The organism is Clostridium gelidum, from assembly GCF_019977655.1.
In the GTDB taxonomy this organism is placed as follows: Bacteria; Bacillota; Clostridia; order Clostridiales; family Clostridiaceae; genus Clostridium; species Clostridium gelidum.
On sequence record NZ_AP024849.1, the window covers coordinates 3,567,760 to 3,583,455 of the forward strand.

At 26.8% G+C, this 15,696-nt stretch carries 19 protein-coding genes and 1 riboswitch; all 19 genes read right to left on the reverse strand.

The features are described 5' to 3' along the window. Window positions 1-78: 78 nt before the first annotated feature. Entirely contained in the window at window positions 79-2,079 is a 2,001-nt protein-coding gene (locus psyc5s11_RS16280; protein ID WP_224033551.1) for a methyl-accepting chemotaxis protein, read from the reverse strand. Between the two features lie 207 nt (window positions 2,080-2,286). After that, a complete protein-coding gene (locus psyc5s11_RS16285) occupies window positions 2,287-4,287 on the reverse strand; it encodes a methyl-accepting chemotaxis protein (protein WP_224033552.1) in 2,001 nt (666 codons plus the stop codon). Window positions 4,288-4,583: 296 nt separating this feature from the next. Beyond that, window positions 4,584-5,234 carry a hypothetical protein gene (locus psyc5s11_RS16290; RefSeq protein WP_224033553.1) on the reverse strand — a complete coding sequence of 217 codons (651 nt, stop codon included), beginning with the start codon at window positions 5,232-5,234 and terminating at the stop codon, window positions 4,584-4,586. A 564-nt stretch (window positions 5,235-5,798) separates the two neighbouring features. Continuing rightward, window positions 5,799-6,320, reverse strand: a complete 522-nt coding sequence (locus tag psyc5s11_RS16295) for a hypothetical protein (protein WP_224033554.1) — start codon at window positions 6,318-6,320, stop codon at window positions 5,799-5,801. 121 nt (window positions 6,321-6,441) lie between these two features. Continuing rightward, a complete protein-coding gene (locus tag psyc5s11_RS16300) occupies window positions 6,442-8,301 on the reverse strand; it encodes a M56 family metallopeptidase (protein ID WP_224033555.1) in 1,860 nt (619 codons plus the stop codon). 21 nt (window positions 8,302-8,322) lie between these two features. Then, a complete protein-coding gene (locus psyc5s11_RS16305; protein WP_224033556.1) occupies window positions 8,323-8,697 on the reverse strand; it encodes a BlaI/MecI/CopY family transcriptional regulator in 375 nt (124 codons plus the stop codon). Between the two features lie 164 nt (window positions 8,698-8,861). Continuing rightward, entirely contained in the window at window positions 8,862-9,032 is a 171-nt protein-coding gene (locus psyc5s11_RS16310) for a hypothetical protein (RefSeq protein WP_224033557.1), read from the reverse strand. A gap of 345 nt (window positions 9,033-9,377) precedes the next feature. Beyond that, the gene (locus psyc5s11_RS16315) at window positions 9,378-9,764 is read right to left on the reverse strand and encodes a response regulator (RefSeq protein WP_224033558.1); all 387 of its coding nucleotides are present in this window, start codon (window positions 9,762-9,764) and stop codon (window positions 9,378-9,380) included. 132 nt (window positions 9,765-9,896) lie between these two features. Beyond that, window positions 9,897-9,980, reverse strand: a riboswitch (cyclic di-GMP riboswitch). Window positions 9,981-10,131: 151 nt separating this feature from the next. Continuing rightward, window positions 10,132-10,326, reverse strand: a complete 195-nt coding sequence (locus psyc5s11_RS16320; RefSeq protein WP_224033559.1) for a hypothetical protein — start codon at window positions 10,324-10,326, stop codon at window positions 10,132-10,134. A gap of 24 nt (window positions 10,327-10,350) precedes the next feature. Continuing rightward, window positions 10,351-10,551, reverse strand: coding sequence for an aspartyl-phosphate phosphatase Spo0E family protein (locus psyc5s11_RS16325; protein WP_375541958.1), 201 nt, complete (start codon window positions 10,549-10,551; stop codon window positions 10,351-10,353). A 288-nt stretch (window positions 10,552-10,839) separates the two neighbouring features. After that, entirely contained in the window at window positions 10,840-11,001 is a 162-nt protein-coding gene (locus psyc5s11_RS16330; RefSeq protein ID WP_224033560.1) for a hypothetical protein, read from the reverse strand. A gap of 96 nt (window positions 11,002-11,097) precedes the next feature. Further along, window positions 11,098-12,399 (reverse strand): helix-turn-helix domain-containing protein, encoded by a 1,302-nt coding sequence (locus tag psyc5s11_RS16335; protein ID WP_224038206.1) that lies wholly within the window; start codon window positions 12,397-12,399, stop codon window positions 11,098-11,100. Between the two features lie 350 nt (window positions 12,400-12,749). Continuing rightward, window positions 12,750-13,055: a hypothetical protein gene (locus psyc5s11_RS16340; protein ID WP_224033561.1), complete on the reverse strand. Its 306-nt coding sequence runs from the start codon at window positions 13,053-13,055 to the stop codon at window positions 12,750-12,752. A gap of 205 nt (window positions 13,056-13,260) precedes the next feature. Beyond that, window positions 13,261-13,407 (reverse strand): hypothetical protein, encoded by a 147-nt coding sequence (locus tag psyc5s11_RS16345; protein ID WP_224033562.1) that lies wholly within the window; start codon window positions 13,405-13,407, stop codon window positions 13,261-13,263. Window positions 13,408-13,708: 301 nt separating this feature from the next. Beyond that, complete coding sequence (locus psyc5s11_RS16350) at window positions 13,709-13,888, reverse strand: hypothetical protein (protein ID WP_224033563.1); 180 nt, start codon at window positions 13,886-13,888, stop codon at window positions 13,709-13,711. Window positions 13,889-14,206: 318 nt separating this feature from the next. Continuing rightward, window positions 14,207-14,467: a hypothetical protein gene (locus tag psyc5s11_RS16355; protein ID WP_224033564.1), complete on the reverse strand. Its 261-nt coding sequence runs from the start codon at window positions 14,465-14,467 to the stop codon at window positions 14,207-14,209. Between the two features lie 313 nt (window positions 14,468-14,780). After that, on the reverse strand, window positions 14,781-14,906 hold the full coding sequence (locus psyc5s11_RS16360; protein ID WP_224033565.1) for a hypothetical protein: 126 nt from the start codon (window positions 14,904-14,906) through the stop codon (window positions 14,781-14,783). Beyond that, window positions 14,907-14,999 carry a hypothetical protein gene (locus psyc5s11_RS28110; protein ID WP_311196451.1) on the reverse strand — a complete coding sequence of 31 codons (93 nt, stop codon included), beginning with the start codon at window positions 14,997-14,999 and terminating at the stop codon, window positions 14,907-14,909. Between the two features lie 183 nt (window positions 15,000-15,182). Then, window positions 15,183-15,521 (reverse strand): hypothetical protein, encoded by a 339-nt coding sequence (locus psyc5s11_RS16370; protein WP_224033566.1) that lies wholly within the window; start codon window positions 15,519-15,521, stop codon window positions 15,183-15,185. Window positions 15,522-15,696: the final 175 nt, after the last annotated feature.

Consider the following 15,696-nt stretch of genomic DNA (forward strand, 5'->3'; position numbering starts at 1 on the left):
TTCTTCTTATATATTTCATATAACTTTTCCATTATAAATGAGCAAATGCATTCCTTCCTTTGCCCATTTATAAATATATTAATTAGTTTTAAATTTATTTATTTCAGTTCCTAATTGCTCTGCTAATATTTGAAGTTCACTTGAATGTCTTGTAAGTTCTTCCATAGTAGCTGTTATTTCTTCTGCTGAAGCTGTAACTTCTTCTGAAGCTGCTGCTGTTTGTTCTGATATAAATGAAATATTCTTGATTTCTGATACTGTAGATTGTTTTTTCTCATTTATGTCTGCAATAGATATTTTCACTTCATCGACTTTTTTAATCATTATTTCAATTGATTTTAGAATTTCATTAAATATCTGATAAGTTTTACCTACTGCTAAATCCTGTTCATTTACTATACTTTCAGTTGATTTAATAGCATTTACGGCCGTGTCTGATTTCTTCTGTATACTTGCTATAATTACCTTAATTTCTTCTGTTGAAGTTTGTGATTGTTCCGCAAGTTTTCTTATTTCATCTGCAACTACAGCAAATCCCCTGCCAGCTTCGCCAGCTCTTGCAGATTCTATACTTGCATTTAATGCTAAAAGATTAGTTTGCGCTGTTATATCTGCTATTGTTTCAGATATTGCATTTATTTGCTTAGTGCTTTCATTCATATCTTGAACTATATTATTAACTTCTGTCGTAGCTGTCTTAGTTTTATTTGATTTCTCAGTTAATGTATCTATCATGTATAATCCCTTTGATCCTAAGTTTTTAGTATCATTTGAAATTTTATCCATTTCATTAGAATTAATACTAATTTTATCTAATCGTGTTGATAACTCATCCATTTCAGAAGCACCTTTTTGAGCATTTTGAACTTGTTCAGTTGCTCCTACTGAAACATCCTCTATTGCCTTTGCTACTTCGTTTATAGAAGCAGTTATCTCTTCTGACATACTTGCAAGACTTGTTGATGTTTCTAATACTGTCTTAGATGACTCTGTAACATTTGTCATAAGATTGGATATATTTTTTATCATTGAGTTAAATGATATAGCTAAATCTTTAAATTCATCTTTTGTTGAAGCAGTTATAGATACTGTCAAATCTCCATCTGAAGCTCTAGCAAATACTTCTTTTAGTTTTTGTATATTATGAGCTATTCCCTTGCTTAATATAAATGACATAAATACTGCAATAAGTGCCATTACTGCTATTATTAAGAAAGTTGTTTGTAATATAGACTTTGTATCATTAGATAATTCACTTTCATCTAATGTAGCTACTAACTTCCAACCTGTTAATTCATTTGTTTCATATACTCCAAACTTTTTTACACCCTTAAATTCATAATTAACAAACCCACTATTCTCTACTTTTACTTTATCCCAAATGCTTAACTTGGCAGCTGCATCTGTATTAACAATCTCCTTTTGTGGATGAGCTAAGACATTTCCTGATACATCAGAAATAAACACATAGCCTGAATTACCTAATTTTTTTGTAGATATTCTTTCTGCAAGTGTATTTAATGATACATTCATAGATATTACGCCAATTACTTTACCGTCTTTCTCTACTGTTTTTGCTATTGCTACAACACTTGTACCAGTATTAGAATCCTTAAACGTTTCAGTTATAACTACTTTTCCCTTGTTTGCTAAAGCCTGTTTATACCAAGGTCTTTCTGTTGCTTTAAATCCATCTGGCATTTTTTGATTAGGGTATATTTCAAATAGACCACTCTCTGTTCCATAATACGAACTAAATATATCTTTGTCACTTTCTTTTATACCTTTTAATATATCCATTATAATTTCAGTATTATTATCTGCGTCAATATTTACAATACCAGGGTTCTTTGAAATCATAGAAACTATATTTGAAAATCCATGAAAATAGTCAAATAATCCATTATTTATTTCCGAAAGTGTTTGTGTACTTGTAACTGTTAACTTGTTGCTAAGAATTGACTTTGATTGATTATATGAACCAATTCCAGTTATGATTAATGGAATTACACAAATTGCTACTAAACTAATAACTAGTTTAGTTCGAATACTGTTTAGTTTTATGTTTTTAAATTTCAAGTTAATCTCTCCCTTATTTTAGTTTATCAAATTTAATAACTATATAATCCCTTTTTCGACCAAATGCAACAAAACTTTAACTGTATTTGATTCATTATCAAATAAAAGATAAAAGATATTATTATTTTTCTTTAATAATTTTAAATAAGAAAGAGCAAATGTATTAATACATTTGCTCCACTGTATTGTTATTTTCTTTCCTATGTCTTAATTAGTTTTAAATTTATTTATTTCAGTTCCTAATTGCTCTGCTAATATTTGAAGTTCACTTGAATGTCTTGTAAGCTCTTCCATAGTAGCAGTTATTTCTTCTGCTGAAGCAGTAACTTCTTCTGAAGCCGCTGCTGTTTGTTCTGATATAAATGAAACATTCTTAATTTCTGACACTGTAGATTGTTTTTTCTCTTCTATATCTACAATAGATATTTTTATTTCATCTACTTTAGTAATCATTATTTCAATTGATTTTAGAATTTCACTAAATATTTTATGTGTTTCATTTACAGCTACTTCTTGTTCATTTACTACAGCTTCAGTTGATTTAATAGCATTTACTGCAGTGTATGATTTCTTTTGAATACTTGCTACAATTACCTTGATTTCTTCTGTTGAAGTTTGTGATTGTTCCGCAAGTTTTCTTATTTCATCTGCAACTACAGCAAATCCCCTTCCAGCTTCACCAGCTCTTGCAGATTCTATACTTGCATTTAATGCTAAAAGATTAGTTTGCGCTGTTATATCTGCTATTGTTTCAGATATTGCATTTATTTTCTTAGTACTTTCATTCATATCTTGAACTATATTATTAACTTCTGTCGTAGCTGTCTTAGTTTTATTTGATTTCTCAGTTAATGTATCTATCATGTATAATCCCTTTGATCCTAAGTTTTTAGTATCATTTGAAATTTTATCCATTTCATTAGAATTAATATTAATTTTATCTAATCGTGTTGACAACTCATCCATTTCAGAAGCACCCTTTTGAGCATTTTGAACTTGTTCAGTTGCCCCAGCAGAAACATCTTCTATTGCCTTTGCAACTTCATTTATAGAAGCTGTTATCTCTTCTGACATACTTGCAAGACTTGTTGAAGTTTCTAATACTGTATTAGATGAATTTGCAACATTCTTCATAAGTTTTGATATGTTGTCTATCATTGAGTTAAATGATATAGCCAAATCCTTAAATTCATCTTTTGTTGATGCAGTTATAGAAACTGTTAAATCCCCTTTTGAAGCCTTAGCAAATACTTCTCTTAGCATGTGTATATTATGAGCTATTCCCTTACTTAATAAAAATGATAGCACTATTGCAATTGCTCCCATTACTAATATCATTATTAAAGTTGTTTGTAAGATAGATTTTGTATCATTAGATAATTCACTTTCATCTAATGTAGCTACTAACTTCCAACCGGTTAATTCATTTGTTTCATATACTCCAAATTTTTTTGCACCATTCTCATCATAATTAACAAACCCACTATTCTCTGTTTTTACTTTATCCCAAATGCTTAACTTAGCTGCTGCATCTGTATTAATAATATCTTTTTGTGGGTGAGCTAAAACATTTCCTGATACATCAGAAATAAGCACATATCCTGTATTACCTAATTTTTTTGTAGATATTCTTTCAGAAAGTGTAGCCAATGTACAATCTATACCTATAACTCCAACTACTTTCCCATCCTTTTCTACTGTTTGTGCAATTCCAACAACATTCATTCCAGTTCCAGCATCTACATATGGAGGTGTTATTACAACTTGTCCTTTATGTTCTAACGCAAGTTTATACCATCCTCTTGCAGTTGCATCATATCCATCAGGCATTTTTGCATCAGGATATATGAAAAATTTTCCCGAAGCTGTTCCATAATAAATATCTAGAATATCTTTGTCGCTGTCTTTTACACCTTTCATTATATCCATTATGACTCCACTATCGTTAGTTAAGTCAACGCTTACGATAGTAGGATTCTTAGAAGTCATGGCAACTGTATTTGAAAATCCACGAAAATAATCCATTAACCCACTATTTATTTCTGTAAGTGTTTGTTTACTTGTAAGTGTTAATTTGTCATTAAGGATTGTCTTTGATTGATTATATGATGCAAATCCACTTATGATCAATGGAATTACGCAAATTGTTACCAAGCTAACAACTAATTTGCCACGAATAGTGTTTAATTTTAATTCTTTAAATTTCATGTTAATCCCTCCTTTTATTTGGTATTCTTACATAAATTATATATTGTTTTTCGACCAAAATCAATATATTTTGTCAGATTTTTAATATTTTATGCAATTAATTGAAAAATTTTTATTATTATTATTATCAAAGCGTCCTTGCATTTGTAAATTTTATTACTTACCACAAAAAAATACTAGTATCATTCCTAAAAGAAGATTACTAGTATTCCATAAATCTATTTTTTTGTATAACTCTATACATTAATTTTAATAACCACCTTGCTTGATAATCCTTAAAATCAATTATTCTTTTATTATAATTCCAATGACAAATTTAACATATCCTCTAATTGTTGTTTTGCATTATCAAAATCCTCAGGACTACTTACAACATTAAAACAATGTACTTTATTATTTTTAAATAAAAGTACAGAATATGCTTTCTTATTTCCAGAATCAGTTGTAAGTGTATATTGGATACAAGTAGCATTTTTACCCTTATAGTTTTTTTCACTAACTTCTGCCTCTGATAAAACCTTTGTTATTCCATATTTCATTCCATTTATAAAAGTACTTTCTGAACCCCCAAATGTATCAGTTGTATCATAAATAAAAGCTGATTTAGCATCAATAGCATAAGAAATTGCTTTAAGATTATCTATTTGTATCCAATTAGATGGAATTCTAATTGGTATATCCCCCTTGATAGTAGCAACTGCAATTCCTTTAGAATCAAGATAGTACCCATCAATTATAGTATTGTGAACCATATATCCGCTTTGGTCAAAATAACACCATTTAGAATCAATTTGTCTCCAACCTACAGAATATGAATCACCTTCTGTATTCCACCAACCTTTTGAATCTTGTTTCCAAGCTGCACTAGCACTTATAGGTAAAACAGCTATTAAAGTTGTTATCATAATTGTTAATACCACAATTCTTTTTAACAGGTTACTTTTCATATATTATATCCTCCCACTTCCTTAATAATCTTATTATACTATTGTTTCCATTTATTAACAATTAATTGTATGACTGATTAAAAAAATGAGATTAAAGTTTTTCCATAATATTTTAGATCAAAAAAATCCTAATATTAATTTATTAATATTTAAATTAGTATTATAAATCTGTCACAATACTGTCACAAAAAGAGATTATAATAATATTATAAAGTAGTTAAAACATTATTATTTACCCCTTAAATAATAATTATCTCCATTTTAGAATGGCTTATTAAAATAATAAGCCATTCTTTTATTATACAAATTTCTATTTATATTCTCTAAATTTTTATTTTTTATAGATTGTCATATTTCTGTCACATTTGAACCTTATAATAATATCATAAAGTATTTTTCATTAATATTTATCCCTATTAACCAATATAAAGACAACTTGTTACTCCCTAACAAGTTGTCCTTTTTTGTGTTATTAATTATACTCTTTATATTACTGAATGCCTTGAATTTAACTTGGTATCATATTTACTAGAAAGATATCTGAAACTTTAAAATAATTCTTATTTAATTTTTTAAAACTAACTCTTTGATTTTGCCTTCATCATATTGTTTTGAAACTGTTACTAAAAATTTTGCATTACTACTTGTAAATTTATTGTCTTCCAACTTTAAAATAACAGGTAGTTCATTTAAACTATATATTTTTGCTAGAACAACCTTATTTTCTTTTTTAAATACTATCAAAAATTGATCATCATTCGAGGTTTCATTTTCCACATCATGAATCATAAGAAATCCAATAAATGTTTTTGTGTTTGTCCATTCTACTCCAACCTTTTCATAAACTTCTTTTGATGGATAGTATGGATTAAATACATAACATTCATCCCAATCAAAATTTGTTAGTTTCTTTATGTCTATTTCAGAATTATCAAACACAGTTTCTTTCAACTTATTTTCTAAATCTGAAAAACCTTCACTTTTAATTTTCATAGACTGGTATCTCGGTGTTCCGACTATAAAAAATAATAATGTTATCATAAAAACTATGACTATATTACGAACTACTTTTTTTCTCTCTATCATTAAATCCCCCCTGTAATCTCATATATTTCACAAATGTCCTTTTAACTTACTTCTGCAGTTGTCAAATATAATTTAACAATTTCTAATGTTTTAAATCTCTTATAATTATGAAACTTTTCCTTTAATCCAAAAAGCTCACTGCTACTTTTGATTTAGTATCAGGTACAGGTAATGGTATTTCTTGTACTTTGTCTGAATCTGCCCCTGGCATAGGTAATAATTTAACTACTCCACCTTTTGAATCCTCACTTATTATTGTTTCGTTATCAATTAAATTATTGTCAACTGTAGGCGATATTTCTCCCACTTTTTCCGAATCATTACTCTTAGCATATGACTTTTTAGCTGATTTAAACAATGAATATATCTTATCACCACGCACATAATCTAATGTTTTAAGCGTCCCTTCCCCAGAAGTTAAATATCCATATTCCCCAGAATCAAATTGAACTGCATAATAACTTAATGCTCCATTACGTTTATTTATAGCTTTTCCTATCTCTACAAGTTGACTTTGAAAAGAATTCTCCATAGGCCTATAGTTTGTTTCACATAAAGTATTATCAGATACATAGTAGATGTACATTTTTTCACTATCATTAGCATGTAACTGTACAGTTTTACCATCTTTACTCACTTCTACTTCACAATATGAATCGCCTTGTGTATAATCACAATGAATTGGTTTCAAATCTAAACTTCGCACAATATCTAATTTATTTAAATCATATACAAAAAGACCAAAATATCCATGAAATATTACCATATTATCTGAGGCATAATCAATATCTACCATGTTTGCACCTGTAGTCTGTTCCAATGACCATTGTGGAATCGTAGGTTTAACTATAATCTTTTCATTTTGATTGTTATCCCTGTTTTCAATTTCATATGATTGAATTGAATCTTCATTAGCTTCTACAGTACTGGCTTCTACTTCTTTGCTTCCTAAAATATCTAAGCCATTCTTATTTGATATTATACCAAATGAGGAAGTAGCTAATATTATAGCTAGTATTCCAATTAATGTACCCTTTTTAGTTTTTTTATTAAACATACTTTCAAACCTTCTTTCCAATACCGTCTTATTTCCAAGTTTTGTTGATAAATTATTTTCCAGGAAATTACTTTCTTTATGTTTTAATGAATTTATAAGTGTTAACGCATAATTTTGTCTTTCTTTAAAATCACAGCTATAAAGTATTCTTTCATCACAGGCTAGTTCACATTCAATATTTATATATCTATTCATTACATATATAAAAGGATTGAACCAATAAATTGAAGTTGTAGCCATAACTAAAAATTTATATAATATATCCTTCTTTTTATAATGCATAAGCTCATGTTTTAAAATCCATTCTGCTTCTTTTTCTTCATAATGAATATTAGGCAATACTATATAAGATTTAAAAAATCCAATTCCAAGTGGCACACATGTGTAATCTGAAACTTTTAATTGAATATTTTTATTTATTTTCATTTCAATTCGTAAACTATTATATATTTTTCTAATTTTTCTATCTCCTATACCTAATGATAAATCTATGATAGTGTTTTTAAATTTTATATATGTGAAAATTCTATATGTTACAATTATTATTGTTATAACTAACCACAAATAACCTAGAATTTCTAACATATTAAAATTGTTTGTAAATTGTTTTGTAGTTTCAATAGCTTGAGTATTATTAAGAGGATAATTAATTGATTGCATATTACTTACTGAATTACTGACTAACTTTATATTATCAAATGAATTATTAATTTCTATGTTATTAGAAATTATAGAATTAGTTCCTATATATATTGGAATTTCAAAAGGTAAAATCATTCTAAATATAACTATGAGCCAAATATAATAATTAAAGTTTTTAGTATATTCTTTAAATAATGTTTTCTTTAATAGCAATATTAAACAAATTCCTATACTGCTAATTATTGTTGTCCTTAGTATATTAACAATCACTATTTCAATCATAGTCTCCCCCTAACTCCACAATCATTCGTCCTTATTTTTAATCCAGTTTTCTAAATCATTTAAATCCTCATTAGTAATTTCATTATTTTCATGCAATGCTGTAATTAAACTTTTCAAAGAATTTTCATGAATATTTGTGAAAAAATATTTTGTTTCAAATTCTAAATACTCTTTTTTACTTATTAATGCAGTGTAATAAGTGTACATTTTAATTTTTTCTGCACTTAAAAATTCTTTTCGAACTAATTTGGCTAATAAAGTTAATGTAGTTGTTCTCTTCCAACTATTTTTTTCTTGTAGCTTAGTAATAACCTCTTTTGATGATATTGCATCATTACTTGCCCAAACCACCTTCATGACATTTAATTCAGATTGTGGTATTTTTGAAATATTCAAACTTAAACATCTCCTTAAAATTACATTGTCTATAGTTATAGACTAGAATAAAATTAGTTTACCACCTTAATCCAAATTTATCAATATTTATTTGTATACATATAAAATTTCAATAAATAAAAAGGTAGATTAAACATTAACGTCTAACCTACCTCTAAAAATAATTATTGAGCTTGCAAAAATCTTTCATAGTTCTCTATTTTATCCTCTCTGTTAGTCTTTTTTATCCAACTGTTGTATTCCCAAATGGCTTCTTCTACAGTTTCTAATTTTAATTTACTGTTATTTTTTCTTTTCATTTCTGCATACATATTAATTTTAATTATATTTCCCATTTCCTCACCTTCCCTTTATACTTATAATACAGTTAAATTGTTAAATTTAAGTACCTTAAAATCTTAAGAAAACCTTAAAATTTAAAAAGAACTCACAAAAAATGTGAGTCCTTAATAATTACTATTCAATTTAGTTAAACTCTTTATTCTCATTAGGCACATGAAAATAAATAACAAGTCCAAAGTTGCCATGAATATTTTTCATCAGGTAAGGAGACGAATTGTCCTCATAGCTGGCCTATTTGGTCAATTTGTCGACGCAGCATGATGGAAAATAGGCTGGCAAATGGACTTGTTATTTTTTTGATTGTGCCTTATATATAAAACAGCCAAATATTAAAATTTCTACACATTAGTAAATACTTTATTTACTAATTTAATCAACTCATCGATAATTAAATCCTTTTCTATAAAATAAGTAGCCCCAAGCGCTTCACAAACACCTAATTCATTGGAAAAATTATTTTTACCACCATCAGAAATAACAATTACGTTTATATCTTTATATTCTTCTCTTAGTTCTACTACAAGTTCTAACCCACTTTTTTTTGGCATATATATATCCGTAATTATCAAATCAATATTACCTAATTTTTTATAAACCTCAATTCCTTCTTCACCATTAGATGCTTCAAATACATTGTAATTTTCAGCTTCTAAAATAAGTCTTATAAAAGTTCTAATACTTGCAATATCGTCAACTACTAATACATTTTTTTGTTTCTCATTCATTACTTTTCAGCCCTCCTTCTTTCAGTTTATTATACACTGATTATTAAATCTCATACCTTATTTCCCATCTTAATCTCATTTAATATGTAAATAAAAAAGACCCATTGAAACTATTAATTAAAAAATTAATTAGTTTAAATTGGTCGGTTGCACAACTAGCTCTAAATTCTCAAAGTGCCCACATAAAAAGAATTTTTCATAGCTTCCAATCGCAAAATTTTTAATGTATATTTAATATTATCATAGCAATGTAAGAAAATCAATAAACTTTTCAAATGTAATATGATTTTCTTGTTTGATTTTAAGTTTTTTTAATTTATAATCACCTACTTTACTTAAGAACAAAAGTGGCTCTTTGTTGACTCTCTTATATTTTCACTTGCATTTTTTTATTAATGAGTAAATCCGAATCGACTACCGTTGCAGTTTGGTAAAAACACACATAGTTCTCATGCTCCTCATATACTTTATATCCAGCACTTTCCAATAATTTAATTTCTTTTTTAAAATTTTTGATTGAAGTATCTTCCCTAAATATTTCTATGGATTCCCTAATTACCACCCAAGCCCCACCTTTCTATATATATTATTCATTGTTTGTATTGAGTTGTTCTTTGTATGCATTAACAATCAATTCATCTAACTTTTGACTGGAAATTACCACCTCATTAGAACCCCGCCCATATATTTCAATAACCTTGTATAGATCTGCCCTAGTTTTTTCCATAGCTTGATTAAGCTTAGAAATGGCTTCATTATTTTTCAACTTTAATTCCTCCATTTCCATAATAGTAGTGTAAAATAGCTTTAAGTTACTATGGATTTCTTTTTCAACATACAAGCTGGTGTTCTTACAGAAACAACAACAAATTTCAATTTTCTCTATTAATACTATCTTCTCATTTACTTATTTATTTTAAATGCTTCCTATGAACTCAATTATATATTTACTTCTTTTATTTTACAAATTTAAAAAACTTTAACTAAATCTACTTAAATTTAGTTAAAGTTCTTCCATACTTATTTCCATATTTTTCATTAAGTTTTATAGTGTTTTTTGTTACTTATCTTGTTATTACTGCGCATCGTATGTGTCTAAATGATATACATTGTTTTGTGTCACGCTAGATACTGTACTATCTTTAGCATTCTTAGTATGTATAGTTTTTGTTGAAGCAAACGCAACATTTGTTAATAACATTGACATTGCTATTACTGCTAGTACAATTTTTTTCATAAAATTCACCTCCTTCAAAAGCTGAATCAAGTCGACAAATACTTGGTTTAACATTGTAGCATAATAATAGAATTTGCGATAAAAAAATTATTTTTTTTAAATTCCTTTAATCTGTTTTATTTTTTCTTTTGATTTCTTATAGAAATACATACTTTTTTCTTCATTTCGACTTCTATAATACGCTCCAATTTCTAAATAAATTAAAGAATAATCTATATTTAATTCTTTTGCTCTATCCGCTATTAGCATTAAATTTTCCTTATCTTCTTTTTTTATATAAATAAGCACCAACTCATAGAGTATTTTTTCAATTAAATTTAATTTTTCTCTATCTCTTTGTTCGCATATCTCTAACGCCTCTAAAAGATACGTTTCAAACTCTTTATTTAAATTTTGAAGTATTTTGCTTGCAAAATATAGATACTCTCCACGGTCTTCATTACAACAATTATATGACAAAGATTCTTTGATATACATTAAAGCTGACTTGTGATTTTTTTTATTAACGTATAATTCAGATAAATTTCTATAAATCATAGATATAAAATCTTTATCATCACATTCCATAGCAATATCTAGAGTTTCCTTGTATTCTTTTTCTGCTTCGTCAAACTTATGATAATCATTCAAGCAATTCGCATGATTCATTTTCACTCTTAATAACATATTACAATCATTAATTTTAAATTGCTTTAGTATTTTAAAATATTCTAAAGCGGTATCATACTCACCTAGCTTTTTATATGTCGTTGCCTTGTAAAACTGTATCATTATAGAAAGTTCACAATTGCCTATATCACGATTTAGCTTTTCTGCGTAATCTAATTGTTGTAATGCTTTAACGTAATTATCGGTAAATATATTATTTCTGGATTTATATATATAAAAAGTTACTTCCTCGAAACTATTTTGGCAATTAATACTTATCTTTAATCCAATATCACACATATAATCACTTTTAGTATAACTATGTTTATAATAGTAATAATCCGCAGACGATTTATACAACTCCATTTTATTATTATCTGTAATTTTATACTTTTCAATTAGTTCTTCAGCTTTCAATAACTTTTCATCAAATGCCTTAATTTCTTTAATTTCTTTTAATTCCTTCATAATATTAATGAAAATATGATTTGCTTGTTCATCTTCATCTTTCATAAGTTCATCTGGCGTAATTAATGATAGATTTATTCCTTTCTTTTTCACAATTTTATTAAAATTTTCAGCAATCCCTATAGCTAAGCTTTCCGTTGGATTCCGTTTATTATTTTCAATTTTGCTTAGCCACGTCGTTGTACATACTCCTTGAGCAATTTCATCTTGAGTTGCCCCAAGTATATTCATTCTGTATTTCCTTATTTTTTCTCCTTGTGTCATGATTTCATTATCAAACATTGTTATAGCCCCGCCCCTCCATTTTGAATCTGCAATTTTGGAACCCCAATCAACCATTGCAGAGTTTATTTTTATCATAAAAATAAACATTCTGATTCTATATTACTAAACATGGACTAAAACAAAATACACTTTCACGCTCTTTTTTAGACCTTTTACGCTATTATTTATAATAAAAATAATAGACTAAAACCTATTTATTGTAAAAATAAATTCCATCTTAACAGTTAAATTATGATGGGGTTTACTTACACAATATGTTTTAATTAACAATTTTATTATATACTATATTTGGGAAATGTACATAGGTTATAATAAAATTATAGATTAAAAAAGTAAAAAACGGCAATTTATGACTGTCCTTTCTTTACTTTAATTAACTCAAAAAAATTTATAACTAGGTCTGTATCAACTTTCATTGTAGATTTAGTCAAGTATTCTTCTAATTTTGGTATATCCATATTACAGTATCCTATAAATGCTGAATTTAGTTTATTCCAAAAGTCCTTATCATCTATGAGTGGAAATAAAGGACTTATTTCCTGTATTTTGATATATCCAAACGGCACACATTCTGGTAAATTGAACATGGCTACATATGAATATAATATTGTTACTAATTTATCTCTTTTTTCATAATTAATATCCTTTTCCATTTATTGCACAAGCTATCAATGACAATATAGCAATAAATATTTCATAGTATAATTTCTTTCTCATTTTAAATTACTCCTTAGTTCTTTATAACATAATTGTATATTAATAGAAAGTTTTGTCAAATATACTAAATGCATATTTTTCATATGTCTCCTAATAAAATATTTTCAAAAAAGATGCAGCCAAATTAATGACTGCATCTTTTTATCTATTTAATTCATTTTTAACATAATTAGTAATAGTATCTTCTTCGTCTGGGAATATTTCTGCCAAATATAATATTGTTTCTTGCTTCTCTTCAGGAAGGTCTTTTATTGTTTCTATTAATGCTTTTATATTTATATCACTCATAAAATCACCGCCTTAATATTATATTATAGTTATAATTATTAGAATTAAAAGCATTATTATTTTACAGCTCTTATATATTTTTCTAATATATTTGAAGTCAGTATCAACCTTCATATCCACCTGAAAAATTACTATTATTTAAATGTATTTTTCATGTTCTTTTTGAATAAACTATAACTGCGCTAATCTCTATTTAAAGTTAATTATGACAATAAAAGCAGTAGTTGCTCCTGGCTACTGCTTTTCTAAATTTTCATAGAGATAGTATTTTTTAAAGCACAAATACTATCTCTTTTTTTATTTAGGCTTTAGCTTCAAAATGATGATCTCCACCGTTTGTTATAGTAGCACTTGACATAGCATCTGGTTTTTGTATGTTTTGAGTTTTAGTGGTATTGGATACTTTATCAACGTCTTGTAATTGTTTAGTACTAGTAACATTATTGGAATATGTTGAATTAAAAATTCCTGATATATTCATTTATAAGCACCTTCTTTCTTAATTTAGAGTTCAAACTAGTTAAAACCAATATAAAAACTCTATCTTTAAAGATTGTACAACTTAAACCTTAAAATTAACTGAGAAAAAAGGTGAATATTAAAATTTAAACATAAAAACCAGTAGTTGGAGCAAACCATCTATTAATTTAGGTATATTCAGAAGAGACGACAACTATATGTATCAAAATGAATTTGCGATATTTTTTATGTGCAACACTTTGATTTAGACAAGTTTTTCACAAAATAAAAAATTAGGCAGATTAAACATTAACGTCTAACCTACCTCTAAAAATTTTTATTATGCTATCTCTTCTATACTTAACAATCTCGGTTTATTACCTTCTTGAATTTTAATATATATTCGCGCCATTTTCATTTGCAAGTTATCTATTATTGTTTTTACCTTACAAATAAAATAGTAACCTTCTATGCCATTAGTAACTACTGCTATAGGGTTAAAGTTCCATCCCTTTATTTCATCTAATGCTCTTTTAAATATTTTTTTCTCTTTTGATGTGACTTTATGCATAATTTCTAATTCCTCATTTTCTTTTACCATAATATCAAACATCCTTTCAATATACTTATATTATCATTAGTTTTTGTCAGTTGCTTGTCAATCGTGTAAATGTTTAATTAATATATTGTTACAAAAAAATAAAGGGTACAAGATTAACTCCCATACCCTAAAAATTAAATAAGTTATTCATTAATTAATTTATTAAAACAAAAAAATAAGGGTAGCATAGAAAACTTAATCTCCACACTACCCTTAATTTTGTTTATATTACCCTTTAAACAATATCAAAACCCTCTCACAAATATTATTATAAATGCCTTTCCTTAACATTAGCTGAACGAATTGGAAAAATTTATATTTTACTTGCAACTCCATTACTATCAAATCTATATCCATACATATCAACATTATTTATCATAGCTCCTGAAGAATATAAACAATAATCTTTGCCATTGTCTTTAATCCAACCAATTTGCATTTACCCATTAGAATTAAAGTAATGCCAACTTCCATCTACCTTTTTCCATCCAATAGCTAATTGGCATGAAGTCTTATCTAAGTAATACCAAATATCTTTCTTATCTTTTTGAGTTGTATAATTAACCCATCCAGTATGGCAGAATCCATATTTATCTCAATTATTTGTTTTGGCGGAATGTTTATTATGTTTAAAGTATAGTCTTTGAAGTTATATCACTAAATAACTTTAATAAATACAAAAAGTCAGCAATCAATACTAGCTTTTTCTTTTCCACTATTTAACTTGTCTTGGATTTATATATATTTCTGTTTTACCAAGTACTACAAGTTTATATTTGGGATTCAAAGGTATTAAATTAAAACTTTTTATACTTGGTGATAATCTTAGAGATTGCATTATAACATAATTTTCATCAAAAATAAGTACATAAGCATCTTCATTTGACGAAACATTTGTAATATCGTAAAAATTATCGAGTGATATATTCAAATCAGATAATGTATAAACACCTTCTTTCAAAACATTGGTAGGAGTTACAGCAAAAGTTGTAACTTCAAAAAAATTAAAGGATAAACATAAAAAAATTAAGAATAAAATAGTAAATTTCTTCATTACACACCTACCTCTCAGATATATTTTGTGTAATAAATATTATAATATTCAAGTATATTTTTAATTTAGAAATAAGAAATTAGACTTATAATTATTTATTCGCATTTCCTATGACATAGCAAAATACCGCAAATTCATTTTATTGAATAATACGGCATTATAATTTGTTATTTAT

What these genes read in the sequence shown, in the direction of transcription:
- psyc5s11_RS16285 (WP_224033552.1), bottom strand. Translation starts at nt 4,287, where the DNA reads ATGAAATTTAAAGAATTAAAATTAAACACTATTCGTGGCAAATTAGTT.
- psyc5s11_RS16290 (WP_224033553.1), bottom strand. Translation starts at nt 5,234, where the DNA reads ATGAAAAGTAACCTGTTAAAAAGAATTGTGGTATTAACAATTATGATA.
- psyc5s11_RS16295 (WP_224033554.1), bottom strand. Translation starts at nt 6,320, where the DNA reads ATGATAGAGAGAAAAAAAGTAGTTCGTAATATAGTCATAGTTTTTATG.
- psyc5s11_RS16300 (WP_224033555.1), bottom strand. Translation starts at nt 8,301, where the DNA reads ATGATTGAAATAGTGATTGTTAATATACTAAGGACAACAATAATTAGC.
- psyc5s11_RS16310 (WP_224033557.1), bottom strand. Translation starts at nt 9,032, where the DNA reads ATGGGAAATATAATTAAAATTAATATGTATGCAGAAATGAAAAGAAAA.
- psyc5s11_RS16315 (WP_224033558.1), bottom strand. Translation starts at nt 9,764, where the DNA reads ATGAATGAGAAACAAAAAAATGTATTAGTAGTTGACGATATTGCAAGT.
- psyc5s11_RS16325 (WP_375541958.1), bottom strand. Translation starts at nt 10,551, where the DNA reads ATGGAAATGGAGGAATTAAAGTTGAAAAATAATGAAGCCATTTCTAAG.
- psyc5s11_RS16330 (WP_224033560.1), bottom strand. Translation starts at nt 11,001, where the DNA reads ATGAAAAAAATTGTACTAGCAGTAATAGCAATGTCAATGTTATTAACA.
- psyc5s11_RS16335 (WP_224038206.1), bottom strand. Translation starts at nt 12,399, where the DNA reads ATGTTTGATAATGAAATCATGACACAAGGAGAAAAAATAAGGAAATAC.
- psyc5s11_RS16340 (WP_224033561.1), bottom strand. Translation starts at nt 13,055, where the DNA reads ATGGAAAAGGATATTAATTATGAAAAAAGAGATAAATTAGTAACAATA.
- psyc5s11_RS16345 (WP_224033562.1), bottom strand. Translation starts at nt 13,407, where the DNA reads ATGAGTGATATAAATATAAAAGCATTAATAGAAACAATAAAAGACCTT.
- psyc5s11_RS16350 (WP_224033563.1), bottom strand. Translation starts at nt 13,888, where the DNA reads ATGAATATATCAGGAATTTTTAATTCAACATATTCCAATAATGTTACT.
- psyc5s11_RS16355 (WP_224033564.1), bottom strand. Translation starts at nt 14,467, where the DNA reads ATGGTAAAAGAAAATGAGGAATTAGAAATTATGCATAAAGTCACATCA.
- psyc5s11_RS16360 (WP_224033565.1), bottom strand. Translation starts at nt 14,906, where the DNA reads ATGCAAATTGGTTGGATTAAAGACAATGGCAAAGATTATTGTTTATAT.
- psyc5s11_RS16370 (WP_224033566.1), bottom strand. Translation starts at nt 15,521, where the DNA reads ATGAAGAAATTTACTATTTTATTCTTAATTTTTTTATGTTTATCCTTT.